Origin of the sequence: Micromonospora orduensis, assembly GCF_006228125.1 — a bacterium.
Lineage (GTDB): Bacteria > Actinomycetota > Actinomycetes > Mycobacteriales > Micromonosporaceae > Micromonospora > Micromonospora orduensis.
The window spans coordinates 1-24,144 of the sequence record NZ_VDFY01000186.1; the positions used below are offsets into that span (position 1 = coordinate 1).

Genomic DNA, 24,144 nt, shown 5'->3' on the forward strand with positions numbered 1-24,144 from the left:
CAACGCGGTGGGCGTCGGCCCCGGGGGTACGCCGCCCGCCGCGTTGCCGCCACTCCAGGTGTACGCCCCGGTGGTGGCCGTCTTGCCGGCGCCCACGGTGAGCGTGGTGCCGTTGGAGAACGTCACCGTGACCGGCGACGCGGTCGGGTTCGACGCCACGTAGGTACGCGCTCCGTTGCGCGAGAAGACCGCCGACAACGGGTGGTTGCCGGTGACCGTCGTGTCGACGGTGCCCAGCGCCGCGAGGTTGCGGATCCAGTGGAAGGTGTGCGCCCGGCTCTCGCCCTCCTCGGGTGTGTAGCCCGGGTTCGCCCGCAGGTTCGCCAGTGCCGCGTCCGCGTCGCCGAGGGCCTGGAACTGCCAGAGGATGTCCTGCCACACCGTCGGTTGTCCGCCGTTGTTGCGGACCAGTTCGGCGTAGTTGGTGCGGACGTACGCCGGGTTGTTGCCGAGGTAGAGGTGTCCGCCGGTGACGGGCAGCAGGTTGATGCCCTGGATCATTTCCGGTTCGGCGCTGAACCAGGTGGCGTACGCGCCACCGTCACCCCAGACCATGCCGACCGTGGAGTGCCCGAAGGCGGCGGGGAAGTTCTGGTCGCTGACGTCGAACCAGTACTCCTGGATGGCGGCGGCCTGGGTGGTGTAGAGGAAGATGCCGGCGTCGCGGACGGCGGTGTCGCCGGTGACCTGCCCCCACTGGATCAGGGCGTTGGCGAAGTTCATCCCCTCGGACGAGGACTCCTGGTTGTTGCCGGAACCGAACGAGCCGTGCCCGGACGCCCAGTCGTGCCCGGCGTAGATGTCGAAGTCCCGCAGGTAGGGAAAGCGGGTGTCGTCGCGCCGGTAGTTGTTGGCGTCGCGGATCAGCAGGTCCACCATGCCGCCGTAGCGGCTGGTGGTGGCCCACGTCGGGTCGAACTTGGCAAGCGTCGCGGCGGCGGCGATGTAGTAGCCGTAGTGGAAGTGGTGGTCGTTGAGTTCCTGGTCGGAGCCGTACGACGCCGGGTAGCCGATCAGGGTGCCCCAGTTGTTGTCGTAGTAGAAGACCCGGCTGGTCTTGCCGCTGGAAGCGGTGAACCAGTCGGTGAGCGTGCTGCGGATGGCGTTCAGCGCGCTGTCGCGTGTCGTGGTGTCGTTGACCAGGTCGGCGATCTCGGCGATCCGCGCGGCCCGGCCGAGTCCCTTGCCGGTCCAGTACGTGTCGCCGCCGCGCTGGTCCATCGGGTTGGCGCGGACGGCGGCCAGTTGGCTGGTGAGGCTCGCCAGGTCGCTTCCGCTGCCGTCGCCGACGGCGGGCAGCTCCGGCAGGACACCCTGGAACTTCATGGCGGTACGGAACTGGTTGACGCCGGTGAGCACCTTCATCCGGCCGCGCGCCGACGGGTAGGTCGGCGTGATCGCGGTGGACCCGCTCAGCGACTTCCACTGGTGCGGGTAGAGGCTGACCACCGTCTGCGTCGCGGTGCCCTCCCGGGCGGTGGTGGTGAACGTGTACGTGGTGGTCAGGCCGCTGGTCGCCGGGTTGTAGGCGTAGGAGACCTGGGTGCCGGTGACGTGGGCGTGCGCGTACCGGCCGTAGGTGGCGGCCAGGTCGGCGCGCTCGGTGGCGCTCGACGTCGGCGGCAGGAGAGCGACCGAGAAGTACCCCCGACCGGCCAGGGTGGACGTGATCCGGCCGGACGCCACGGTCCAGCTGGCGCCGCTCGGCGCGTACCCGACGTAGTCGTGGCCATTGACCCGGAATCCGATGGTCGCGCCACTGTTGGACCAGACCTCGGGGGTGCCGGCGGTGCTGATCTGCGCGTTCCCGCCGGTGGTCTGGAAGTACGCGAAGGGCAGCCCGTGGCCGATGGTGGCGCGCATGGTGCGAGTGCCGTCACTCCAGTACGGGCTGACGGTCCAGTCGGTCCAGCCGTCGACCTTGACCACTGGTGCGCCGAGGCCGGCCACGCCGACCCGGATGTCCTGGACGTACGGGTAGTGGAATTCGCCGACGCCGGTCGCGGTGCCGCTGATGGCCGGTGTGGAGTTGGCGGAGAAGCCGAGGCCGTCGGTGTAGGTGTCGTACGAGATCGGGTGGGCGTGCAGGGGCTCGCTGAAGGAGCAGTCGGTGCGCTTGAACAGCAGCGAGGACCACCAGTCGTTGGTGGGGACCGCGCCGGCGGGGGCGTTGGCGGTGACGAACTGCCGGGGGTTGGTGGACATCGGCCCGCAGCCCGTGGGCAGCGGCCCGACCGGGGTGGTGGTGTAGCTGCCGGCGCCGACGGGGGCCGCCGCTGCGGGACCGGTGACGGGGATGGCCAGGCCGCCGACGACAAGCGCCAGGGCGGTCGTGACGGCCAGGATCCATCGGCGGTGGGGGACGGGAGGTTTCATGGTGCCTCCATCGCGCGCCGGCGCCGGCGGGGGCCGGCCCGACGCCTTCGTCTTAATTGAGGAGAAGGTCTGCTGAGAGAGCGCTCTCTCATCGGGCACGGTAATCGAACGCCGAGATTCTCGTCAATGTGTCCGGCTGGTTGCGTGCTGATGTCGCGATTTGCCGCCGGCCGGGCTGACCCGAACCCAGGGCCGGACGCGCGCCGTCAGGTCAGGTCGTACCAGCGGGCCCACTCGTCGGCCACGGCGACCCGAACCGGGTCGGGGTCCGCCCAACTCCAGTTGGGGTGGGCCCGGTTGGTGAGAAGGACGAGCACGAGCCTGCGGTCGGGGTCGACCACCAGGGAGGTGCCTGTGAAACCGGTGTGCCCGAAGGTGGTCGGACGACTGATCCGGCCCATGAACCAGGGCTGGTTGAGCACCACGCCGAGGCCGTGGTCGCTGGTGCGATCCGGACGCTCGGCGTCGACCGCGGGCAGACCGGCGTTGGCGTTTGTCAGCATCAGCCGTACGGTGCTCTCGGCCAGGACCCGTTGCCCGCCGTGAACGCCGCCGTCGAGCAGGAGCCGACCGATGACGGCGACCTCCTGCGCGGTGCTGAAGACGCCGGCGTGCCCGGCGACGCCGCCGAGGTGGTTGGCGACGTCGTCGTGGACGACCCCGCGCAGCAGCCCACGGGAGGAGCGGGCGTCGGTGGCGACCATCCGGGCCGCGCGCTCGGCGCTGCCGATCCAGGTGTTCGGGGTGAAGCCGGTCCACCGCAGACCGAGCGGGTCGGTCAGATTGGTCTTCAGTGCCTGGTCGAGGGTCTGGCCGGTGACCTTCTCGACGAGCTTGCCGGCGACCATCAGACCGACGCTTGAGTAACGGAACACGCGCCCCGGCACGGCGCCCGAGACCAGTGGAGTGGCAAGCACCGCCCTCCACCTCGCGTCCAGGGTGCCCGAACCGGTGCCGCTGGCGCCCACCGGCAGACCGCTCGTGTGCGCCAGCAGCATCGCCACGGTGACTGCCGACTTGCCGGTGCCGGTGAAGTCCGGCAGATAGCGCACCACAGGCGCGTCCAGGTCGAGGCGACCCGTCTCCACCTGCTGCAACACGAGGATCGCGGTGTAGACCTTCGTGATCGACGCCAGGTCGAAGATCGAGTCGGGGCGCATCGGGACACGCTGCGCCGCTGGCAGGAGCACCGGTCCCGCGTCGAAACGCAGGGCCTCACCCACCGTGACCCGCGCGCTCGTCTGCCCATCGGTGCTGATCAGCGCCACCGCGCCCGCGTACGACGGGTGCGCGGGATTCTCGGCCGTCGGTTCCAGGTGGTCGGTGAGCAGGCGGGTCAGCCGCTTGCTGAGCGTTGTCGTCGTAGGGCCCGGGGAAATGGTGCCGGCGGCACCGCCCCGGCCGGCGTCCACGGACGCGGGCTGCCGCGAACCCGGCTGTTCCGCCGGGTGCGTCGCCTGGCGGCCGGTGAGTGCCGCGGCGGCGGACAGGCCGAGACCGAGCAGCGAACGACGATTGAAGCGCACGGGGGGATCATGCCAGCCGGCCGGGCGTGTCGACAGGTGTCGACACGCCACGACTGCCGGACGAGGTCAGCGGAGACCGGCGAACAGATCGTCCTCCGGCAGCGGCGCGGCGGTGCTGTCCCGAACCCGGACGAACGTCTCCAGGCCCATCAGCTCGGTGAACCGCTCCCGGCCCAGCTGGAGGAAGAAGATGTTCTCGGTCTGGCTGGCGTGCGTGGCCAGGGCGTCGAACTTCTGCCCGCCGTACGCCCGGGTGTCCACCCAGGTGGAGATCTCCTCGTCGGGCAGGCCCAGCTGCGGCTGTGACTCGTCCGGCTCGGCCCACTCGACGCCCATCTCCTGCATGATCTTGCCGAACTCCGCGAACGCCGTACGCGGCACCGTGGTCCAGTACGCCTTCGCGGGGATGTCGGTCTTCGCGACGGCCGCCATCGTGATCCGGTGGGCCTGGATGTGGTCCGGGTGGCCGTAGAAGCCGTTCTCGTCGTAGGTGACCACGACGTCCGGGCGGTACCGCCGGATCAGCTCCGCCAACCGGTCCGCCGCCTCGTCCACCGGAGTGGTCCAGAACGCGCCGGGGAGGTCGTTGGTCGGCCACCCCATCATCCCGGAGTCGGCGTACCCGAGGGTCTCCAGGTGGGTGACCCTCAGCGCCGCGCAGCTGGCCTCCAGCTCGGCCTGGCGCATCGCCACGACGGCCGCCGGGTCGTGCCCCGGGTCGCCGGGCTTGACCCCGCCCGGACCGTCACCGCACCGCCCGTCGGTGCAGGTCACGAGCACGGTCGTGACCCCCTCAGCCGCGTAGCGGGCCAGGACGCCGCCGGTGCTGGTCGCCTCGTCGTCGGGGTGGGCGTGCACCGCCATCAGGGTCAGGGATCGTTCAGCCATGCCGTCAGCCTACGAGGACCGGCGTGGATCGGTGGTGACCCGCACCACGGCGCCGGGAGAGCCGATCCAGGTCGTCGGTCGCGCCCATGCTGGCCACCGGGTGGTCGTCCCGTACCTTCGACCGCAGCGCGGCGGCCCTGGACAACCCCGACCACGTCGACATCGTGATCGCGGCGAAGCCGACGATCACGGTGCCCAGCATCTCGCTGGAGGGCGACGCCAACGGCGCTCCCCACCTCGACCCCAGCGTGTACGCCAAGCAGTTCACCGGCCGGTACGAGCACCGGACCGTCGGTGGCGGTGTCGGGCACAACCTGCCCCAGGAGGCACCCCGTGCCTTCGCCGAGGCCGTGCTCGACGTCTGCGCTCAACGCTGAGCCCTCGGACGTTCCACGCGGACCGGGTCGCCGCGGACCAGCTCGTCGTGCACCCGCCAGCGGGCGGTGCGTACCGCGCGCCGCGCCGCGTCGGCACCCTCCTCGACGCGCTGACGCAGCAGACGCAACGCGATGCGACGGTTCAGGTTGAACTGCCGCTCCGCGTCCACCACCAGGACGATGCCCGACGGCCGGTGGGTCGCCCGTACCGCGGTGCTGGCCTTGTTCCGGTGCTGACCGCCCGGCCCGCCGGTACGGCAGCCGACGATGTCGACGTCCGACTCCGCGAACGGCGTGGGCGGGGCGTCGCCGTGGGGCGGCCGCGCGGTGACGTACCAGTTCTTCCGGCCGGTGCCCGCCCGGTACGGGCTGGGTGCCTGCCAGCACAGGGTGCCGGTCCACGAGGCGGCGAACGCCTCCGCGTCCCCGCCGGCGATCCGGATCAGCACCGACCGGTAGGTGCCGGGCCGCTCACCCGGCACGGCCTGGACCTGCTGGACCGTCAACCCCTGACGGCCGGCGTCACCAGTGAGGCGGTGCAGCAGCCGGCCCACCGCCCAGGCGCACTCCTGCGGGCCACGACCGGCGGACAGCAGCAGGTACGTGCTCACGACCGGCCCCGCCCGTGCCGCCGGTCCCGCCGCCCGGTGCGGGACGCCGACCCGAGATCCGGCGTCTTGTAGGTCACCAGGGGCGTCGTGTTGACCACCGGCGTGGCCAGACCGTGCGCGACGAGGTCCGCGACCACCTGCTCGATGCGCTTGTACGCCGTCGGCGCCTCCTCGAACAGCAGTTGCCGATCGCCGCAGACCACCACCGAGCCCACCGGCGTACGACGCAGCTCCTCGACCGTGTGCTTGGCCCGGCCTCGGCGTAGGGCGTCGGCGCGCGACATCTTGCGACCCGCGCCGTGCGCCACCGAGTGGTTGGCGTCCGCTCCGGCGTGGGCGGCCACGAGACAGGAGGCGGTGCCCCGCGTACCGGCGATGAGCACGTCCCGGCCGTCACCCGGAGCCGCGCCCTTGCGGTGCAGGTAGACCCCGTCGTGAACCTCGACCAGGTTGTGGCACTGGTCGACGATCGGTTCGGTCGGCTCGACCCCCAACGCGTACGCGACCCGCGCCGCGAGCACCCGGCGGTTGAGCGAACCCCACCGCACGGCGGCGTCGTGCAGCGCCAGGTAGGCCTCGGGGTCAACGGCCCGGCCGGCGCCGTGGACCTCGGTGTGCGCCCGCAGGATCCGCTCGCCCAACCCGCGCGAACCACTGTGGACGACAAGCACGAGCGCGCCGCTGTCGAGCCCGAGACGGCTCGCGTGCCCCGCGTCGAGGACGGTGTCGACGCGCGCCAGTTCGACGAAGTGGTTGCCCCGGCCGACCGTACCCAGCCCGTCGAGGTGGCCGGCGGGGATCTCCGCCGGCACGACGGCCCAGGCCGGGTCGTCGGCGTCCCGCTCCGGGTCCAGCGCGCGGTCGAGGTCGGGGAACCGGGTGGCGAGGCGTTCGGGTACGGCACGCCTGAGCCGGACGGGGAACACGGCGATGCCGCATCCGATGTCGGAGCCGACCAGATGCGGGTACAGCACCGTCGACGCCATGGCGGCGCCGATGGGGGCGCCCTTGCCGGGGTGCAGGTCCGGCATCGCGGCGACGTGGAGCATGCCGTCGAGGGCGGCGACCTGCTGACACTGCGCGAGCGCGTCGGACTCGATCCAGCTCGCGGGCGAGGCGAAGACGGTGACGGTGGCGGGCGTGCGGGAGTACACCTGGGACAAGGGGTGCTCACTTCTCGGGACGAGCGGACGGACGGCGGCGCGGCCCGGGAGTCGTCACCGGGGCGCGAGCGGGGGTGTGTCCGTCAGTACGTCATGGGTGCCACTCTCGCGGAATCCGCCCGCACCCGGCAAGCGAGTTTTCCTCGCGGCATACGCTGCCGCGATGAGCGCACCGCGACGCATCCTGGTCTACGGGGTGTACGGCGCCGGCAAGTCGACCCTCGCCGCGCGCCTGGCAGAGCACCTCGCGGTGCCCTGGTATCCGGTGGACGACCTGCTGTGGCAGCCGGGCTGGGTCGAGGTGCCGGTCGCGCAGCAGCGCAGTCGCATCGAGGAGATCTGCCGACGGGACCGTTGGATCATCGACGGGGCGTACCACGGCTGGCGGGATGTACCGCTGGCCCGCGCCGACCTGGTGGTCGGCCTGGACTACCCGCGGTGGCGTTCGTTCTGGCAGCTGCTGCGCCGTACCGTGCGACGTCTGGTGACGCGCGAGGTGATCTGCAACGGCAACCGTGAGTCGCTGGGCAGCGTGCTGTCGCACGACTCGATCCTGATCTGGCACATCGCCGCGTTCGGCCGGGTTAGGCGACGGATGCGGGCCTGGCGGGACGACCCGTCGGTGCCCCCGGTGCTGCTGTTCGACTCACCGGCGGCCCTCGACGACTGGCTGGCCAGCCTGCCCCGGCCGGACTCCGTCTAGGGCCCGGTACGAGCGCCTCCGCGACTCGACGCCTCTCCTGCTCGACCAGGTCCGGGCCCTCGGAAGCCAGCGAACCGCTGATCGACGAGGCACCTCCACCATCGGCCCGCTCCCTGCTGAAAGCGGGCCGATGGTGGACCGTCCCGGACGGCCCGGCCGGTGGGTCACCGGCCGGGCCACCACTCAGGACTCCTGGCGTCGGCGCCGGGCGAGGAGGAACGCCAACCCGCCAAGGGCGACCATGACGCTTCCCATGCCGGTCATGGCCGCGACCCGGCCGTCCCCGGTCACCGGCAGGATCGGAGCATCGCCACCAGGGCTGCCAGGTGCTCCGGGGCTGCCGGGTGCTCCGGGTGCTCCGGGTGCGCCCGGGCTGCCCGGTGCGCCCGGGCTGCCCGGTGCTCCGGGGCTGCCGGGTGCTCCGGGGCTGCCGGGTGCTCCGGGGCTGCCGGGTGCTCCGGGGCTGCCGGGTGCTCCGGGGCTGCCCGGTGCTCCGGGGCTGCCGGGTGCGCCAGGGCTCCCCGGTGCTCCGGGGCTGCCCGGTGCTCCGGGGCTGCCGGGTGCGCCAGGGCTCCCCGGAGGGCCCGACGGTCCGGGGGGACCAGACGGTCCCGGTGGGCCGGATGGTCCCGGCGGGCCCGTCGGGCCAGCGCAGACCGGCGCGGTGATGACGTTGGTGTCGAGGGTGACTGCCGCGGTGCGCGCCAGTGCGCGTCCCTGCAGCGTCGCGCCGGTGGCCAGGGTGATCGCCGCCTGCGCCATGATGGTGCCCACGAAGGTGGTTCCCGTGCCGATCGTGGCCGAGCTGCCTATCTGCCAGAACACATTGCACGCCGACGCGCCGTTGATGAGGACGACACTGCTGTTCGATGCCGTCGTCAACGAGGAGTCGACCTGGAAGATGAACACGGCGGCCGGGTCGCCCTGACCGTTGAGCGTCAGGGCCCCGGTCAGCTGCGCGGCCCCGATCCGGTAGACGCCCGCGTTGAGCGTGTTGCCGCCGAGTTCCGCCGGGAGATTGGTGAACGGTGTCCGGCCGGCGGCGTCGTTGTAGGCGATGGTCAGGTCGCTCTGGGCCTGGAGGGCGACCGCGTCGCCGAGGTGAACCTCGCCGCCGATGGTCGCCGTGCCGAAGCCCGACGCGGTGTTTCCGGGGAACCTCCCGAGGCTCTGCGCGAGGAAGCTCGGGCCGGTGTTCGTCGGCTCGGCCCCGGCCAGGACCGAGAAGTTGGCGGCCGTCCCCAGGTTCACCGGTGCTTCCTGGGCGATCGCCGACGTCGAGTTGAGCAGCAGCAGCACGCTCGCCGCGACGACGGTGGCCGCAGACGCCCCGAGTGCCGGAAGGAGCCTTCGCCGAACGCGCTGATTGGGTTTTGCTGTCACAGAACACCCTCCGTGGGTATTACTCGCAGGGAGACGTCAGAAGCCGTGTCCTGCGTTAAGCGGCGTAGATGGCAGACAAGTGCGCTGACCACCACACCACGTCGAAGGCGCCTATACCACCAAAACGGAACAATACGGAAATGTCTCGACTCGTTCGGAAGAAGCCTTCACACCGTCTGCGGTGCACGGTGTCGGAAGTCCTCTCGCGTCCGTCCGCCCGGTGTGGACTCCCGGCATAGGCGCGGAGTGGCACCCGAGCCGTCCGGTGGTCGTCCTCAGCGCGGGTCCGCCGGTGCCGGTCGGACCGCGCGCCCCCGGACGCAGGGCGAGGACGGGCTGTTGCTGGTCGCCGGGAAACGGAACCGCAGCAGTTCCTCGATGACGAAGCCCTGCGCCTGGACGGCGGCGATGGTGTCGCGGCTCGTGTGGCAGCCGGCGAAGAGCGCCGGCCACAGTGTCGCGTCGACCAGCCGCTGAACTCGCCGCAGGCGGCCGGGCTCCTCGACGGCGACGTGCTCGAAGAACCGCAGCTCAGCGCCGGGGCGTAGCACCCGAGCGACCTCGGCGAGTGCGACCGCCTGATCGGGCACGGTGCACAACACCAACGCGACCACCGCCGCGTCGAACTCGCCGTCGCCGGCGGGCAGCGCCTCGGCCAGACCGTCGACGACCGTGACCGGCACGGGCGCCGTCGACGCCGCGCGCAGGGCCGCGGCGCGCAGGCGTGGCTCCGGTTCGACCGCGAGGACCTCGGTCACCGCGGGCGGGTAGTGCGGGAACATCCGGCCGTTGCCCGCGCCGATCTCGATCACCCGGCCGGACAGGCCCGCGACCAGGTCCCGCCGGTGCTCCGCCGTGCCGGCCCGGTCCATGGCGACGCTGAGGCGCTCGTAGACCCGGGCGAACACCGGGTGGGAAACCGCGGCCATGCCGACCTCCAGTAGTGGTGGTGAACTCCGCACACCGTTCTCCGGCGATTGTCACGCACGGGCGCACGGTTTCCGTCTTACTGGTCAGGGGAGGAGGCACAGTCGGAAGGAAGTGGATCTGCCATGAAGATGGTCGTCATCGGGGGTAGCGGCCTCATCGGTTCCAAGCTCGTGGACATCCTCGGCGCCCAGGGCCACGAGGCGGTGCCGGCGTCGCCGAAGACCGGTGTGAACACGCTGACCGGCGACGGCGTGGCCCAGGCACTCGCCGGCGCCGACGTCGTGGTCGACGTGTCGAACTCGCCGTCGTTCGAGGACGCGGCCGTGCGGGAGTTCTTCGAGACGTCCACCCGTACCCTCCTCGCCGCGGCGGCGCAGGCGGGGATCGGGCACTACGTGGCGCTCTCCATCGTCGGATCCGACCGGATCCCCGACAGCGGGTACATGCGGGCGAAGGCCGCCCAGGAGAAACTCGTCGCCGCCGCTGGGATCCCGTACTCGCTGGTGCACGCGACCCAGTTCTTCGAGTTCCTCCAGGGTGTCGTCGACGCCGCCACGGACGGCGACACGGTCCACCTCGCGCCGGTGCTCATCCAGCCGATGGCCGCCGACGACGTCGCGGAGGCGGTGGCCGAGGTCGTGGTGGGGTCGCCGACGAACGGCGTCGTCGAGGTCGCGGGGCCGGAACAGTTCCGGATGGACGAGCTGGGCCGGTCCGTCCTCGCGGCGCGACACGATCCCCGTTCCGTGGTGACCGACCCCGCCGCCCGGTACTTCGGCGCCAGGCTGGGCGAACGCTCACTCGTCCCCGCCGACGGCGCCCGCCTCGCCGGTACCCGGCTGGACGACTGGCGGGCCCGCACGGCCGGCGGGAGGTGACCCGGTCCGCTACGGCGTCGGGCCGGCCCGCTCGCGCAGGCGCCGCACCAGCTCCCGCGCCGCCCGGGTGAACGGCTCGTCGGACTCGCCCGGCCAGTGCCCCTCGATCGGCGGGGGCACGCTGTCGCTGAGCGGTGTCACCACGTCGCGGGGGTCGCGCTGGCGGCGGTCCACCGCGTCCGCCGGGTCACCGGTGGCGGGCGGGACCGGCGACCGGTGGGCGGAGAAGATCCAACCGCCGACGGGGTCCGTGTCGCGCCACAGGTTCACCCAGCGCCAGCCGACCCGCCGGCCGATCTCGCGCAGCGCGGCGTCGTCGACGTAGGCGGGGAAGAGCCGCGCGTACAGCCGTCGCAGCGGCGACCCGTGGGTGAGCAGGGCGACCCGGTTGCCGACGTGCGGCGGCAACTGCAGCACCGTCGCGGCGAGCAGCACCGAGCCGTGACTGTGTCCGGTGAGCAGCACCGCGTTCCCGCGTCCCACGAGGTACGTGATGCGCCGGGTCAGCTCCGGCACGGCCCGTTCGGAGTAGCAGGGCGGCGCGAACGGGTGGGCGGCCCGGGGCCAGAAGGTGCCGAGGTCCCACAGGACGCCCACGTGCCGCCGGAACGGGACCGTCCGGTACGCGAAGACACCGCCGACGATCAGGCCGAGGATGATCGCCGCGATCACCCAGCTGCCGAACGCGATGCCGAAGGTGACAGCGCCGGCCGGCAGCCCGGCGAACCGCTCGACGACGTCACTCGGGAACTGCCCGATCAGGCCGATGGTGGTGGTGGCCGTGCCGAGCCCGGCGAAACAGCCGTAGGCGACCGCCAGCGGCACCAGCTTCTCGGTGAACCGGGCACGGGCGATCGCGGTTCGGACCTGCCGCAGTCGAGGCACCGCCTCCGCAGGCGGATCCGGGTAGTCGTGCGCGACGATCGCCGCCGCGGCCCGGTGCCGAGCGCGTCGGGAGACGAGCGCGAGCAGGCCGGCGACGACAAGCGTGAGCGCCACCGCGCGCAGAAAACCGAAGATCGCCCAGGTGTACGCCGGGGGAGGGCCGGTGGCGATGCCCTCCCCGGTGGGCAGGTCGCGGTCCAGGAAGTCCGCCGCCCGGTAGACCAGTTCGGCGGAGTACGCCACCGCGACACTGATCCCGGTCGCCGCGATGAAGAGGGCCCCCAGCCCGAACATCGACGTGACGCCCCGCCTGCGGTCGCGGCGCAACAGCAGCACCACGCCGAGGGCGGCCAGCAGCGTCGTCTGCGCCACGAACACGCCGGCCAGTGTCGTGTCGTAGCCGGGAAGCCCGCGCTCGTGGCTCCACGGCTGGGAGCTGGCCAGCGCGTGGACCATGACGACAGCGGTCAGGACGACCGCGACGGTCCGCAGCGCGGAGGTGATCCGGTCGAGCCGGCGGTCGGTGGCGCCCCGGTCGATCAGCGGCGGTGTGCAGAGCAGACCCACACAGGCGGCCAGGACCACGGCGGTGGCCACGGCCAGCCCGATCGTGGTGACCGTGGCGCCGGTCGCGGCCCGGGCGAGCAGCAGCGTCAGGTCCAGCGTCGCGAGCGCGGCGGCGACATGGATGGAGCGCAGCCGCCCCACCAGGGGCTCGGCGTCCCACTGGCCGATGGCGCCGAGTGGAAGGTCGGAGACGTCCCGGTCGGGTGCGCGGAACGCGGAGAACGCCCGTCCCGGCCGGTTGCTGAACCGCCAGACCAGGCCGATGGCGGCCGCCGGGAGGAGCGCGAGCACCGCCAGCCGCAGCCCGACCGGTTGCCCACCCAACCAGGACAACCAGCTGCGGCCGGCCAGGCAGCGGGGCGAGGCCGTGCACTTCCAGCCGACCAGGTCCAGCGCGACGCCGGAGATGGCGAGCACGTACAGCGCGGTGAGGGTGAGCGCCAGCACCCGGCACAGGGACTTGACCACGGCCTCCGAGCGGGGGTCCGCCGGACGCATCCAGATCGCGACGTTTACCAGCATGAACGGCAGCAGGAAGACCAACGCCAGGGTGCGGGCCACCGTCCCGGACGGCAGGTCACCCCAGCGGTACGCCTCCAGCGTCACCCCGTGCGCGGCGCCGGTGTCCGTATGCCGGGGTCGTTGCCGGTAGAAGCCTCCGCTGCGGTCGCCCGCGACCTGCGTGATCTGCCGCAGGTCCAGCACCTGGTCGGGGCTGGCGCCGGAGACGCCGTGCACCCGCAACTCCACGACGTCGCCGGGGACGTCCGGCCCGCTCAACCGCGCTGGTCCATCCGACATCGCCCCCCGACGTGTCCTGACCGGCGTCGGGCATGTCCTTGAGCCGAGGCCGGGCCGCCATCTCCGCGTTCTACCCGGCCCGGACGGCCCCAACCGCCGGCCGGCGGCTGCTCACGGCGCTCGCGACCGGGGTCGGCTGTCCGGACCGCCCGGAGCGGGCCAGCTGCCGGTAGGCGCGCGGTGAGACGCCTGTGGTGCGTTTGAAGGCGACGCTGAGGGCGCTCTCCGAGCCGTATCCGACGGCGTGGGCGATGGTGGCGACGGTGTCCGAGCCGCGCCGGATGCGGTCGGCCGCCAGTTCGATCCGCCAACTCGTGAGGTACTCCAGTGGGCCGACGCCCACCACCTTCTTGAAGCGGGCCGCCAACGTCGACCGGGAGACCATGGCGGCGCGGGCGAGGTCGTCCACGGTCCACGGTTGTGCGGGCCGGGCGTGCAGCGCCCGCAGTGCCGGGGCGACCACCGGGTCGGCGAGACCGGCCAGCCAGCCGGTCGTGGCCTGCGGGTCGCGGGCGAGGTGCAACCGCAGGACCCGGATGAGCAGGACGAGGGCGAGATGCTCGGCGACGAGCCTCGACCCGAGCTGTGTCCGTCGGAGTTCGGCGTCGATCTCGTCGAGGGCCCACCGGACGGCGCTGGCCTCCGGGGTGTCGGCGGGTACGTGGATGACCGGCGGAAGGCTGTCCAGCAGGAGGCTGCGGGCCCGGTCGCCCAGGGTGAACGCACCGCCGACGAGGAACACGTCGTCCCCGTCGCCGGCCTGGGCCACGCCGGCGACGGCGGTGGCGAAGACCGAGTGCGCTGGCTCGACCGGTGCGTCGGGCTCGCTGAAGAGCGTGTACGCCACCGGTCGGGTCAGGAGGAAGCAGTCGCCCTCGTCGAGGCTGACCGGGTCGGGGTCGCCGTCGATCCGCAGGAGACACCGGCCGCGACGGACGGCGTTGAACTTGGCCCCGGCCGGCGGGTCGAACGCGACGGCCCAGCGGCCGCCGGCGACCAGGCCGGCGGAGACGTGACTCGTGGCGCCGAGGAGAGCCAGCACCTCTTCGAGCGGATCCACCCCACCTCCTGGACGCTCCCTAAAGTATGACGGACTCCAGACTATAGGCGGTCCAGAGTGACCGTTCGTAGCCTGGCGAGCATGACAGCCAACCGACGTCTCACCACCCCCTTCACCGCCCGCACCACCGCCGCCGAGATCCTCGACGGAGTCGACCTCACCGGACGCCGGATGATCGTCACGGGGGGCGCCTCCGGCATCGGCGTCGAGACCGTGCGCGCCCTGGCGGGTGCCGGCGCCGACGTCACCATCGCCACCCGCGATCCCCGCCGCGCCGAGGCGCTCGTCGAGGAGTTCGCCGGGCGGGGCGCGGTCAGCTCGGCCGCGCTCGACCTCGCCGACCTGGAGTCGGTCGACGCCTTCGTCGAGGGGTGGCGGGGCCCACTCGACGTACTGGTCGCCAATGCCGGGATCATGGCGATCCCGACCCGCCAGCTCACGGCGCAGGGTTGGGAGATGCAGCTCGCGACGAACTTCCTGGGTCACTTCGCGCTCGCCCTGGGGCTGCACGGCAGCCTGCGGGCCGCGCCGGCGGCGCGGGTCGTGGTGGTCAGTTCCGGCGCCCACCGGGCCGCGCCGTTCGACTTCGACGACCCGCAGTTCGAGCGGCGCGCGTACGACCCGTGGTCGGCCTACGGCCAGTCGAAGACCGCGGAGACCCTGCTCGCGGTCGGCATCACCCGGCGGTGGGCGGTGGACGGGATCACCGCCAACGCCCTCAACCCCGGCTACATCTTCACCAACCTCCAGCGCCACATGGACGACGACACGATGCGCGCCATGGGTGCCATGGACGAGGCGGGCAACCTCGTCGAGGCGGACTACTACAAGAACCCGGCCCAGGGCGCGTCGACCACCGTGCTGCTCGCCGGCTCGCCTCTGCTCGCCGGTGTCGCCGGCCGGTACTTCGACGACAACCAGGAGGCGGAGGTCGTACCCGGCGGGCCGGACGCCACCGGCGGGGTGGCCGCCCACGCGCTGGACCCGGCCGCCGCCGACCGACTGTGGGCGTACGCCGAAAAGGCGGTGGTCACGCGCTGAGGCGCCGACGCGGCCACGGCCGGCACGGTCCAGGATTGATCCGGTTACGGCCGGGTACGTGCCGCTATGGTCGATGCCGGTCGTCAGGGATCGGACGGGGGCACCCCGCCCCGGAACGACAGGAGCGCCCGGACCGGCCTGGCGGCGCGGCTCACCGGGCTGCGTGAGCGTTCGGTGGTGGAGCTGCGGGACCGGGGGCGTCGGGTCCGCGCCATCGGCGGGCTCGCCGTGCAGGCCGGACTGGCCGCGGCGCTGTCCTGGCTGGTGGCGCACGAGCTGCTGCACGTCTCGCAGCCGGTGTTCGCCCCGATCTCGGCGGTGTCGACTCTCGCCGCGTCCGTCGGTCAACGGTTGCGCCGCACCATCGAGCTGATCTTCGGCGTCACCGTCGGGGTGCTGATCGGCGATCTGCTGCTCCTGGTGATCGGCACCGGCTGGTGGCAACTCGCTCTGATCGTCGTCCTGGCCATCCTGGTCGCGTTGTTCCTGGTCGGCAGCGCCGCGGTGATGATCCAGGCCGGAGCCACGGCGGTGCTCATAGTCGCGCTCAGTCCGTCCGTGAACGACCTGGAGATCCCCCGCTTCGTGGACGCCCTCATCGGGGGAGCGGTGGCGCTGCTGGTGACGGCCGTCCTGCTGCCGCTGAACCCGTTGCGGGTGCTCAACCGGGCGGCCCGGCCGGCGCTGGACCTGCTCGCCACCCAGCTCGACGCGACCGCCTCCGCCCTGCGCGAGGGCGACGTCGCCCGTGCGCGTGCCGCGTTGACCGCGCTGCGGGAGAACACCGATCAGGTGAACGCTCTGATCGAGGCGACCAGGGGCGCTCGGGAGGCCAGCACCCTGTCGCCGGTCAACTGGCATCACCGGCACGGGCCGGTGAGCCGGTACGCCCGGGTGGCGGAACCGATCGACCGGGCGATGCGCAACAGCGGGACGTTGATCCGCCGGGCGGTGACCCTGATCGAGGACGGCGAGCCGGTCCCGGAGTCGATGCCGAGGGCGGTCGCCGATCTGGCCGAGACGGTCCGGCTGCTCAAGCGGCAGTTCGCCGCCGGCGATGAACCCCTGCGGGCACGGGAGGTGGCGTTGCGGGCGGTCCGCGCTGCCGGTGACGCGTACCGGGCGGGCGTCGGCTTCTCCGGCGCCGTCGTGGTGGCGCAGGTCCGGACGACAGTCAGCGATCTGATGGTGGGCACCGGGCTGACCCAGGAGGCCGCGAACCGGCTGGTCCGGCGCGCCTTCGGTGAGCTTCGGCCACCCGCCGCCACCCGAGGGCGCTGACGGTCTGGCACCACCGTTGGCGGCAGGATGAGCCATGGGTGTTGCAATCTGAGCCAAAGTGGTGCCATGATGGTGCCATGGAGCTGAGGTCGTACGTCGAGAACCTGCGAACCGAATTCGCCGTGGCGGCGGAGGGTGTCGACCCGGAGGCACGGGTGCTGGCCGAGAGGCTCTTCACCCAACTGGAGGCGGCGACCCGCCTCACGCTGCTGGAGGCGCTGTCCGACGCGGCCGACGAGATCACCCGGGAGCTCGCTCCGGGGTCGGTGCACGTCCGGCTGCGCGGACGTGAACCCGACTTCGTGGTGACCCCGGCCAGCCCGCCGGCCGACCGGGCGGGTGAGGTCACCGAACCACCCCCGATGCCGGCGCCGCTGCTCCCGCCCGAGGGCGACGACGGTGGCACGTCCCGGATCAACCTCCGCCTTCCCGACCATCTGAAGGCCAGCGTCGACGAGGCGGCCAGCCGGGCCGGGCTGTCGGTCAACGCCTGGCTGGTGCGAGCCGTCGCCGGCGCGATCGGGGCCGGCGGCACGGACCGGCAGCCACCCCGCCGGGTGGAGCCGCCCCGCTCCGGCCAGCACTTCACCGGCTGGGCGCGCTGACCCCCGTACCACCTCTCCTTCCTCGCCGCCCACCGGCGGTGACCTTCGCCGACCACCTTCCGGGAGACCACCATGCCTGTCTTCGACACGCCAGAGCCGATTTCCGTCCAGATCGAGATGCCGGTGGGGGACGCGTGGATCGCCGCCACCGACCGCACCGACACGGTGGTCCAGGTGCGACCCCGGGACCCGTCGAGCAAGGCCGACATGAGCGCCGCCGAGCAGACCACAGTCGAGTACGCCGCCGGGAAACTGCTGATCAGGGTGCCCAAGAGCTGGCGCCGCTACGGCTTCGGCGCCGGCCCGTCGATCGACGTCCTGATCGAGCTGCCCAGCGGGTCGCGGCTGTACGCCGAGGCGTCCTGGGCGGCGTTCCGCTGCGAGGGCCGGCTCGGAGACTGCCGCATCAAGACCGGCAGTGGCATCCGGCTCGACGAGACCGGGTCGCTCGACATCGACAGCAGCCACGGCGAGATCGTCGTCGAACGCGTCACCGGTTCCGCCCGGGTGAAGGCGTCCTCCGGCAAGGTCCGCATCGGTGCGGTCGATGGTACCGCCGAGATCAAGAACTCCTCGGGCGACTGCTGGATCGGCCAGAGCGGCGGGGACGCGCGGATCAACACCGCGTACGGCGACATCACCGTCGACGCGCCGATGGCCTCGGTGAACGCCCGTACCGCCTACGGCAACGTCCGGCTGGGCCAGGTCGTACGCGGATCGATCGAGTTGCAGACCTCCTACGGGGCGATCGAGGTCGGCGTCCGCCGGGGCACCGCCGCCTGGCTCGACGTCAGTTCCCGACACGGCCGCGTGCACAACGCGCTCGAGACGACCGACAGCCCGGCGCAGACCGACGAGACGGTCGAGGTCCGGGCGAACACCCCCTACGGCGACATCATGATCCGCCGCGCGTGATCCACCTCCACGAATCGAGGCAGCCATGACCAGATCCGTACGATCCGCGATCAGCGCGACCGGCCTGCGAAAGTCCTACGGCGACAAGGTGGTGCTCGACGGCATCGACCTGGAGATCGTCGAGGGGACGATCTTCGCGCTGCTCGGCCCCAACGGCGCCGGCAAGACCACCACCGTGCGGATCCTGTCCACCCTGATCAACGCCGACGGCGGCGACGCCCGGATCGCCGGGCACGACCTGAGCCGGCAGGCCGACGCCGTACGCGCCCTGATCGGCGTCACCGGCCAGTTCTCCGCGGTGGACAATTTGCTCACCGGGCGGGAGAACCTGCGGCTCATGGCCGACCTGTGCCACCTGGACCGGGCGGCCGGGCACCGACGCGTCGACCACCTGCTCGTCCAGTTCGACCTCGTCGACGTGGCGGGCAAGCCGGCGTCGACGTACTCCGGGGGTCTGCGACGACGCCTCGACCTCGCGATGACGCTTGTCGGCGAGCCCCGCGTCATCTTCCTCGACGAGCCGACGGCCGGCCTCGACCCGCGCAGCCGCCGCGCCATGTGGCAGATCATCCGCGACCTCGTCGCCGGCGGCGTCACCATCCTGCTCACCACCCAGTACCTGGAGGAGGCCGACCAGCTCGCCGACCGGGTCGCGTTCCTCGACCACGGCCGGCTCATCGCCGAGGGCACCCCGCGCGAGCTCAAACGGCTCATCCCGGGCGGGCACGTCGTCCTCCAGTTCGCCGACCAGGCCGGGCTCGACGCGGCGGCGCGCACCCTCACCGCGTCCACCCGCGACGACGCGGCGCTCACCCTCCAGGTGCCGAGCGACGGCGGGGTCGGATCGCTGCGCTCCCTGCTCGACCAGCTCGACCGGGCCTCGATCAGCGTGGCCGGCCTCGCCGTGCACACCCCCGACCTCGACGACGTCTTCCTCACCCTGACCGGCCAACCCGACCACGAAAGGGCCATGGCGCGATGAGCACCCTCACCCTCGCTGTCCGCGACTCGGGCACGATGCTGCGACGCAACCTCCTGCACATGCGGCGCTATCCCTCGTTGACACTCATGCTCATCGGCGTGCCGGTGATCATCCTGCTGCTCTTCGTCTACGTCTTCGGTGGCACGCTCGGCGCCGGCCTGGGGCCCTCCGGCGACCGCGGCGACTACGCCAACTACGTCACCCCGGGCATCCTGCTCATCACCGTGGCCAGCGCGGCGCAGGGCACCGCGATCTCGGTCGCCATGGACATGACCGAGGGGATCATCGCCCGCTTCCGCACGATGGCGATCTTCCGGCCGTCGGTCCTCACCGGACACGTGCTCGGCAGCGTGATCCAGACGATGGTCAGCATCGCGGCCGTCACCGGCGCGGCGCTGCTCGTCGGGTTCCGACCCACCGCCACCCCGCTCGAGTGGCTCGCCGTGTTCGGTGTCCTCACCATGATCACCGTGGCGGTCACCTGGCTCTCGGTCGCCCTCGGCCTGGTCAGCGAGAGCGTCGAGACGGCGAGCAATCTCCCCATGCCCCTGGTGCTCCTGCCCTTCCTCGGCAGCGGTTTCGTCCCCACCGACTCCATGCCGACGGCGGTGCGGTGGTTCGCCGACTACCAGCCCTTCACGCCCGTCATGGAAACCCTCCGGGGCCTGCTGTTCGGCACCGGGATCGGCGCCAACGCGATCCTCGCGGTCGCCTGGTGCGCCGTCATCACGGTGCTCTGCTTCCTCTGGGCCAAGGCCCTGTACAACCGGAGTCGAGCCGCCTGATCGGACGCGCGGCCACCGGCACCGACGACGGCCCGGCCCCAGGAAGGGGTCGGGCCGTCAGCCGTGCCTACCGCGGCGAGCGTGCGTCAAGGCTGCGGCCCGCGTCGGCCCGGTCCGCGGCTCGGCCCGGTCCGCGTCGGCCCGGTCCGCGTCGGCCCGGTCCGCGTCGGCCCGGTCCGCGTCGGCCCGGCGGCCCGCCGCATGATCGACACCAGATCGGCGACCTTGCGGTGTCTGGTGGCCGGGATGCCGCCACATCGCCGACCAGGTGTGGATCACGCCCCCCGCGGCGGTGCGACCCGAGTCCGGCGGGAAACGTTGAATGTTATCGATAACACCGATCATCGGCGCGGCCGGGTGAGGTGCGCGCCGCCGTCCGGGGTGCTCGGCCCCGAGCCCGGTGGTGTCCGGGCGCCGTTTCATTGATCTCATCATGCCCGCGCGGCGCTCGGGTGATGTTATCGCTGACATCGCCAGTGCCGGGGTCGGCGGTCGTGATTGGACGGCCCTCGTGCGGCTGTGCGGGGACGCTGTGCTCGTCGTCCGGCCTGCCGACGGGCCGGCCGATCGATCGTCGGACGGCGATCGGTTCCCCCGTCGTCGCCCTTGTACGGCGGGTGCCGGGATGGCGCCTTTTGCACCGTTCCGATATCAACGCGCCCGAGTCGGTCCGGCATCGGCGTTCCGTTACGTAGCTGTTGCGGTCAGATGTCTTGACGACGCTGGATGTGAGCGTTAACACTATCCCCGTTAACGGTGGAGGTGAACATGAACCGTGTGGACGGAGCTGGCGACCGCTACGTCGTCGGTGTCGACTACGGCACCCTGTCCGGACGAGCTCTGGTGGTTCGCGTCGGTGATGGTGCCGAACTGGGGACCGCGGTGCACGAGTACGGCGACGGAGTCATCAGCACGGCGCTTCCGGGAGGTCGGCCGCTTCCCCCGGACTGGGCCCTGCAGAACCCCGAGGACTACCGCGACGTGCTGCGGTACGCCGTCCCGGCGGCGCTGGCCGCCGCGGGGGTGGACCCGGCGGCGGTGGTCGGCATCGGCATCGACTTCACCGCCTGCACGGTGCTGCCGACCCTCGCGGACGGCACTCCGCTGTGCGAGACCGCCGAGCTGCGCGACCGGCCACACGCCTGGGTGAAGCTGTGGAAGCACCACGCCGCGCAGCCGCACGCCGACCGGATCAACGCGCTGGCCCACGAGCGGGCCGAGCCGTGGATCGGCCGGTACGGCGGCAAGATCTCCGCCGAGTGGCAGTTCGCCAAGGGCCTGCAGATGCTGGAGGAGGACCCGGAGGTCTACCACCGGGCCGAGCGTTTCGTGGAAGCGGCCGACTGGATCGTCTGGCAGCTCAGCGGCACCGAGACCCGCAACGTCTGCACGGCCGGCTACAAGGGCATCCTCCAGGACGGCGCCTATCCCTCCGAGGGCTTCCTGAGCGCGCTCAACCCGGACTTCGGCGACTTCGTGGCCAAGCTGGACGGTCCGCTGCTGCCCCTCGGGGCGCGCGCCGGCGCGCTCACCGCCGAGGCGGCCGCGTGGACCGGTCTGCCGGAGGGGATCGCGGTGGCCGTCGGCAACGTCGACGCGCACGTCACGGCGGCGTCCGCGCAGGCCGTGGAGCCCGGCCGACTCGTCGCGATCATGGGCACGTCGACCTGCCACGTGGTCAACGGCGCGCACCTCGCCGAGGTGGCTGGCATGTGCGGCGTCGTCGACGGCGGCATCAGCCCGGGCGCCTGGGGTTACGAGGCCGGCCAGAGCGGAGTGGGTGACATCTTCGGCTGGTTCGTCGAGCACGCGGCTCCGGCCGGCGTCGACTCGCACGAACGCCTCACCGAACTGGCCGCGAGCCAACCGGTCGGCGCGCACGGTCTGATCGCGCTGGACTGGTGGAACGGCAACCGTTCCCTGCTGGTCAACCACGACCTCAGCGGGATGATCGTCGGCATGACCCTGGCCACCCGGCCGCAGGACATCTACCGGGCGCTGCTGGAGTCCACCGCCTTCGGCACGCGGATGATCATCGAGGCGTTCGTCGAGGCCGGGGTCACCGTGAACGACCTGGTGATCGCCGGCGGCCTCACCAACAACGCGCTGCTGATGCAGATCTACGCCGACGTGACCAGGCGACCCCTGAACATCATCGCCTCCGCCCAGGGGCCGGCGCTCGGGTCGGCGATCCACGCCGCCGTCGCCGCCGGCGAGTACCCGTCGATCCACGAGGCCTCGCAGGCGATGGGCCGGGTGCACGAGGCCGTCTACCGGCCGGACCCGGACCGGGCGCGTGCCTACGACGCCCTCTACGCCGAGTACCGGGCGCTGCACGACCACTTCGGCCGCGGCGGCGACGACGTCATGCTCCGCCTGCGGTCGATCCGGAACACGGCGGTCGGCGCCGCTGCCCCCGCCCCCGAGACCGCGCTGGAGGTGGTCGCGTGAACGCCGAGGTGAGCCGACAGATCGGCGCGCTGCGCGAGACCGTCGCCCGCCTGCACGCCGAGTTGACCCGGTACAACCTGGTCGCCTGGACGTCCGGGAACGTCTCCGCGCGGGTCCCCGGCCACGACCTGATGGTGATCAAACCGAGCGGGGTGAGCTACGACGACCTCACCGCGGCCACGATGGTGGTGTGCGACCTCGACGGCGTACTCGTCGAGGGGGACTTCGCCCCCTCCAGCGACACCGCCGCGCACGCCTACGTCTACCGGGTCATGCCGGAGGTCGGCGGGGTCGTGCACACGCACAGCTCGTACGCGACCGCCTGGGCCGCGTGCGGGGAGTCGATCCCCTGCCACCTCACCGCGCAGGCCGACGAGTTCGGCGGGGAGATCCCCATCGGCCCGTTCGCGTTGATCGGCGGCGACGACATCGGCAAGGGCATCGTCGCCACGCTCGCCGGGCACCGCTCGCCCGCGGTGCTGATGCGCAACCACGGCGTGTTCACCATCGGCCGGGACGCCCGCGCGGCGGTCAAGGCGGCGGTCATGTGCGAGGACGTGGCCCGGACCGCGCACCTTGCCCGCACGCTCGGTCAGCCGGTCCCGATGGCGCAGGCCGACATCGACGCCCTCTACGACCGCTACCAGAACGTCTACGGCCAACAACCAGTCGCACCGGTGGGTTCCTGACCGTCCATCGGTCATCCGGGACCTGTCGGTCTGCACCACGACGCACCAGCACGCACCACCCGCGTACGCCGCTTACGCACCTCGGCGGTTGGCGCGGTCACCCACCACACCCAGCCAAGGAGAACTGATGAGAAAGTTGCGAACGCAGCGCGCCATCGCGGTCCTCGCCAGCGTGCTGCTCGTCGGCGGCGTGGCGGCCTGCGGCAACAGCGACACCGGCGGCGGCGGGTCCAAGGACGACGGCAAGATCACCATGGGCTTCTCGCAGGTCGGCGCGGAGAGCGGGTGGCGTACGGCGAACACCACGTCGATCAAGGAGTCCGCTGCCGCCGCGGGTATCGACCTGAAGTTCGACGACGCGCAGCAGAAGCAGGAAAACCAGATCAAGGCGATCCGCAACTACATCCAGCAGAAGGTGGACGTGATCGCCTTCTCGCCGGTGGTGGAGTCCGGATGGGACACCGTACTCAAGGAGGCGAAGGACGCCGGCATCCCGGTCATCCTGACCGACCGCTCGGTGGACTCGGCCGACAAGAGCCTGTACAAGACGTTCCTCGGCTCGGACTTCGTCAAGGAGGGCCGCCTCGCTGGCGAGTGGCTGGTCGAGCAGAAGAAGGGCGCCACCGGCCCGGTCAACATCGTGGAGCTGCAGGGCAACACCGGTGCCGCTCCGGCCAACGACCGCAAGAAGGGCTTCGGCGAGGCGATCGCCGCCAACCCGAACCTGAAGATCATCGCTTCCCAGCCGGGTGACTTCACCCGGGCGGGCGGCAAGCAGGTCATGGAGCAGTTCCTCAAGGCCAACCCGAAGATCGACGTGCTGTTCGCGCACAACGACGACATGGGTCTGGGCGCGCTCGAGGCGATCACCGCCGCCGGCAAGGTGCCCGGCAAGGACATCACCATCATCACTGTCGACGCCGTCAAGGACGGCATGCAGGCGCTCGCCGACGGGAAGTTCAACTTCATCGCGGAGTGCAGCCCGCTGCTCGGCCCGCAGCTGATGGACCTGGCCAAGAAGGTCCACGCGGGCGAGGAGGTGCCTGCTCGGATCGAGACCGAGGAGACCACCTTCACCCAGGAGCAGGCCAAGGAGGCCCTGCCCAACCGTAAGTACTGATCGACGACGGGGTCGCCGCGCTCGCGCGGCGGCCCCGCCGCGTCGCTCCCATACCCGTAACGGACCGGGCCTGGCCCGCGACCACCCCCGTACCACGCCCGCCTGAGCGACCCCCAGGGACGACCGG

The 24,144-nt window shown here is 71.9% G+C and carries 20 protein-coding genes and 1 pseudogene; 12 read left to right on the forward strand and 9 right to left on the reverse strand.

Annotated elements, in window-relative coordinates:
- The 3 genes from FHG89_RS20735 to FHG89_RS20745 all read right to left on the reverse strand — a co-directional run.
- The coding region (locus FHG89_RS20735; protein ID WP_139586068.1) for a glycosyl hydrolase at positions 1-2,376 on the reverse strand (2,376 nt) is incomplete at its 3' end.
- A 206-nt stretch (positions 2,377-2,582) separates the two neighbouring features.
- Positions 2,583-3,902, reverse strand: coding sequence for a serine hydrolase domain-containing protein (locus tag FHG89_RS20740; protein WP_139586069.1), 1,320 nt, complete (start codon positions 3,900-3,902; stop codon positions 2,583-2,585).
- A gap of 66 nt (positions 3,903-3,968) precedes the next feature.
- Positions 3,969-4,790 (reverse strand): PIG-L family deacetylase, encoded by an 822-nt coding sequence (locus FHG89_RS20745; protein WP_139586070.1) that lies wholly within the window; start codon positions 4,788-4,790, stop codon positions 3,969-3,971.
- An 86-nt stretch (positions 4,791-4,876) separates the two neighbouring features.
- On the opposite strand from FHG89_RS20745, the gene FHG89_RS20750 reads away from it, so the two are divergent.
- Positions 4,877-5,167: a hypothetical protein gene (locus FHG89_RS20750; protein WP_208761037.1), complete on the forward strand. Its 291-nt coding sequence runs from the start codon at positions 4,877-4,879 to the stop codon at positions 5,165-5,167.
- On the opposite strand, the gene prfH is transcribed toward FHG89_RS20750, so the two are convergent.
- Together prfH and FHG89_RS20760 are read right to left on the reverse strand one after the other, a co-directional pair.
- A complete protein-coding gene (gene prfH / locus FHG89_RS20755) occupies positions 5,158-5,778 on the reverse strand; it encodes a peptide chain release factor H (protein WP_139586071.1) in 621 nt (206 codons plus the stop codon). The two genes, FHG89_RS20750 and prfH, sit on opposite strands and share 10 nt — an antisense overlap.
- Positions 5,775-6,941, reverse strand: a complete 1,167-nt coding sequence (locus FHG89_RS20760; protein ID WP_139586072.1) for an RNA ligase RtcB family protein — start codon at positions 6,939-6,941, stop codon at positions 5,775-5,777. The genes prfH and FHG89_RS20760 overlap by 4 nt, the downstream gene beginning before the upstream one ends.
- A gap of 163 nt (positions 6,942-7,104) precedes the next feature.
- Here FHG89_RS20760 and FHG89_RS20765 point away from each other — a divergent pair, with 163 nt between their 5' ends.
- Positions 7,105-7,644 (forward strand): P-loop NTPase family protein, encoded by a 540-nt coding sequence (locus FHG89_RS20765; protein WP_139586073.1) that lies wholly within the window; start codon positions 7,105-7,107, stop codon positions 7,642-7,644.
- A gap of 183 nt (positions 7,645-7,827) precedes the next feature.
- Here FHG89_RS20765 and FHG89_RS20770 read toward each other — a convergent pair whose 3' ends face one another.
- The gene (locus FHG89_RS20770; protein ID WP_244295668.1) at positions 7,828-8,943 is read right to left on the reverse strand and encodes an ice-binding family protein; all 1,116 of its coding nucleotides are present in this window, start codon (positions 8,941-8,943) and stop codon (positions 7,828-7,830) included.
- A gap of 359 nt (positions 8,944-9,302) precedes the next feature.
- Entirely contained in the window at positions 9,303-9,956 is a 654-nt protein-coding gene (locus tag FHG89_RS20775) for a class I SAM-dependent methyltransferase (RefSeq protein ID WP_139586075.1), read from the reverse strand.
- Positions 9,957-10,079: 123 nt separating this feature from the next.
- On the opposite strand from FHG89_RS20775, the gene FHG89_RS20780 reads away from it, so the two are divergent.
- A complete protein-coding gene (locus FHG89_RS20780) occupies positions 10,080-10,835 on the forward strand; it encodes an SDR family oxidoreductase (RefSeq protein ID WP_139586076.1) in 756 nt (251 codons plus the stop codon).
- 9 nt (positions 10,836-10,844) lie between these two features.
- Here FHG89_RS20780 and FHG89_RS20785 read toward each other — a convergent pair whose 3' ends face one another.
- Both FHG89_RS20785 and FHG89_RS20790 read right to left on the reverse strand, forming a co-directional pair.
- A complete protein-coding gene (locus tag FHG89_RS20785; RefSeq protein WP_244295670.1) occupies positions 10,845-13,067 on the reverse strand; it encodes a hypothetical protein in 2,223 nt (740 codons plus the stop codon).
- A gap of 160 nt (positions 13,068-13,227) precedes the next feature.
- Positions 13,228-14,148 (reverse strand): annotated as a pseudogene (locus FHG89_RS20790) (AraC family transcriptional regulator); the annotation flags it as partial.
- An 81-nt stretch (positions 14,149-14,229) separates the two neighbouring features.
- On the opposite strand from FHG89_RS20790, the gene FHG89_RS20795 reads away from it, so the two are divergent.
- The 9 genes from FHG89_RS20795 to FHG89_RS20840 all read left to right on the forward strand — a co-directional run bounded on the left by FHG89_RS20795 (position 14,230) and on the right by FHG89_RS20840 (position 24,017).
- Positions 14,230-15,189 (forward strand): SDR family NAD(P)-dependent oxidoreductase, encoded by a 960-nt coding sequence (locus FHG89_RS20795; protein WP_139586079.1) that lies wholly within the window; start codon positions 14,230-14,232, stop codon positions 15,187-15,189.
- Positions 15,190-15,255: 66 nt separating this feature from the next.
- Positions 15,256-16,470 (forward strand): FUSC family protein, encoded by a 1,215-nt coding sequence (locus tag FHG89_RS20800; protein WP_139586080.1) that lies wholly within the window; start codon positions 15,256-15,258, stop codon positions 16,468-16,470.
- Positions 16,471-16,547: 77 nt separating this feature from the next.
- Positions 16,548-17,075, forward strand: a complete 528-nt coding sequence (locus FHG89_RS20805) for a hypothetical protein (RefSeq protein ID WP_139586081.1) — start codon at positions 16,548-16,550, stop codon at positions 17,073-17,075.
- Positions 17,076-17,147: 72 nt separating this feature from the next.
- Positions 17,148-17,990, forward strand: coding sequence for a DUF4097 family beta strand repeat-containing protein (locus tag FHG89_RS20810; protein WP_139586082.1), 843 nt, complete (start codon positions 17,148-17,150; stop codon positions 17,988-17,990).
- A gap of 25 nt (positions 17,991-18,015) precedes the next feature.
- Positions 18,016-18,972 (forward strand): ATP-binding cassette domain-containing protein, encoded by a 957-nt coding sequence (locus tag FHG89_RS20815; RefSeq protein WP_139586083.1) that lies wholly within the window; start codon positions 18,016-18,018, stop codon positions 18,970-18,972.
- Positions 18,969-19,757: an ABC transporter permease gene (locus FHG89_RS20820; RefSeq protein ID WP_139586084.1), complete on the forward strand. Its 789-nt coding sequence runs from the start codon at positions 18,969-18,971 to the stop codon at positions 19,755-19,757. Before FHG89_RS20815 ends, FHG89_RS20820 begins: the two co-directional genes overlap by 4 nt.
- A gap of 768 nt (positions 19,758-20,525) precedes the next feature.
- Positions 20,526-22,208, forward strand: a complete 1,683-nt coding sequence (araB, locus tag FHG89_RS20830; protein ID WP_139586085.1) for a ribulokinase — start codon at positions 20,526-20,528, stop codon at positions 22,206-22,208.
- On the forward strand, positions 22,205-22,897 hold the full coding sequence (locus tag FHG89_RS20835) for an L-ribulose-5-phosphate 4-epimerase (protein ID WP_208761038.1): 693 nt from the start codon (positions 22,205-22,207) through the stop codon (positions 22,895-22,897). The genes araB and FHG89_RS20835 overlap by 4 nt, the downstream gene beginning before the upstream one ends.
- A 127-nt stretch (positions 22,898-23,024) precedes the next feature.
- Positions 23,025-24,017, forward strand: coding sequence for an ABC transporter substrate-binding protein (locus FHG89_RS20840; RefSeq protein ID WP_139586086.1), 993 nt, complete (start codon positions 23,025-23,027; stop codon positions 24,015-24,017).
- Positions 24,018-24,144 lie beyond the last annotated feature (127 nt).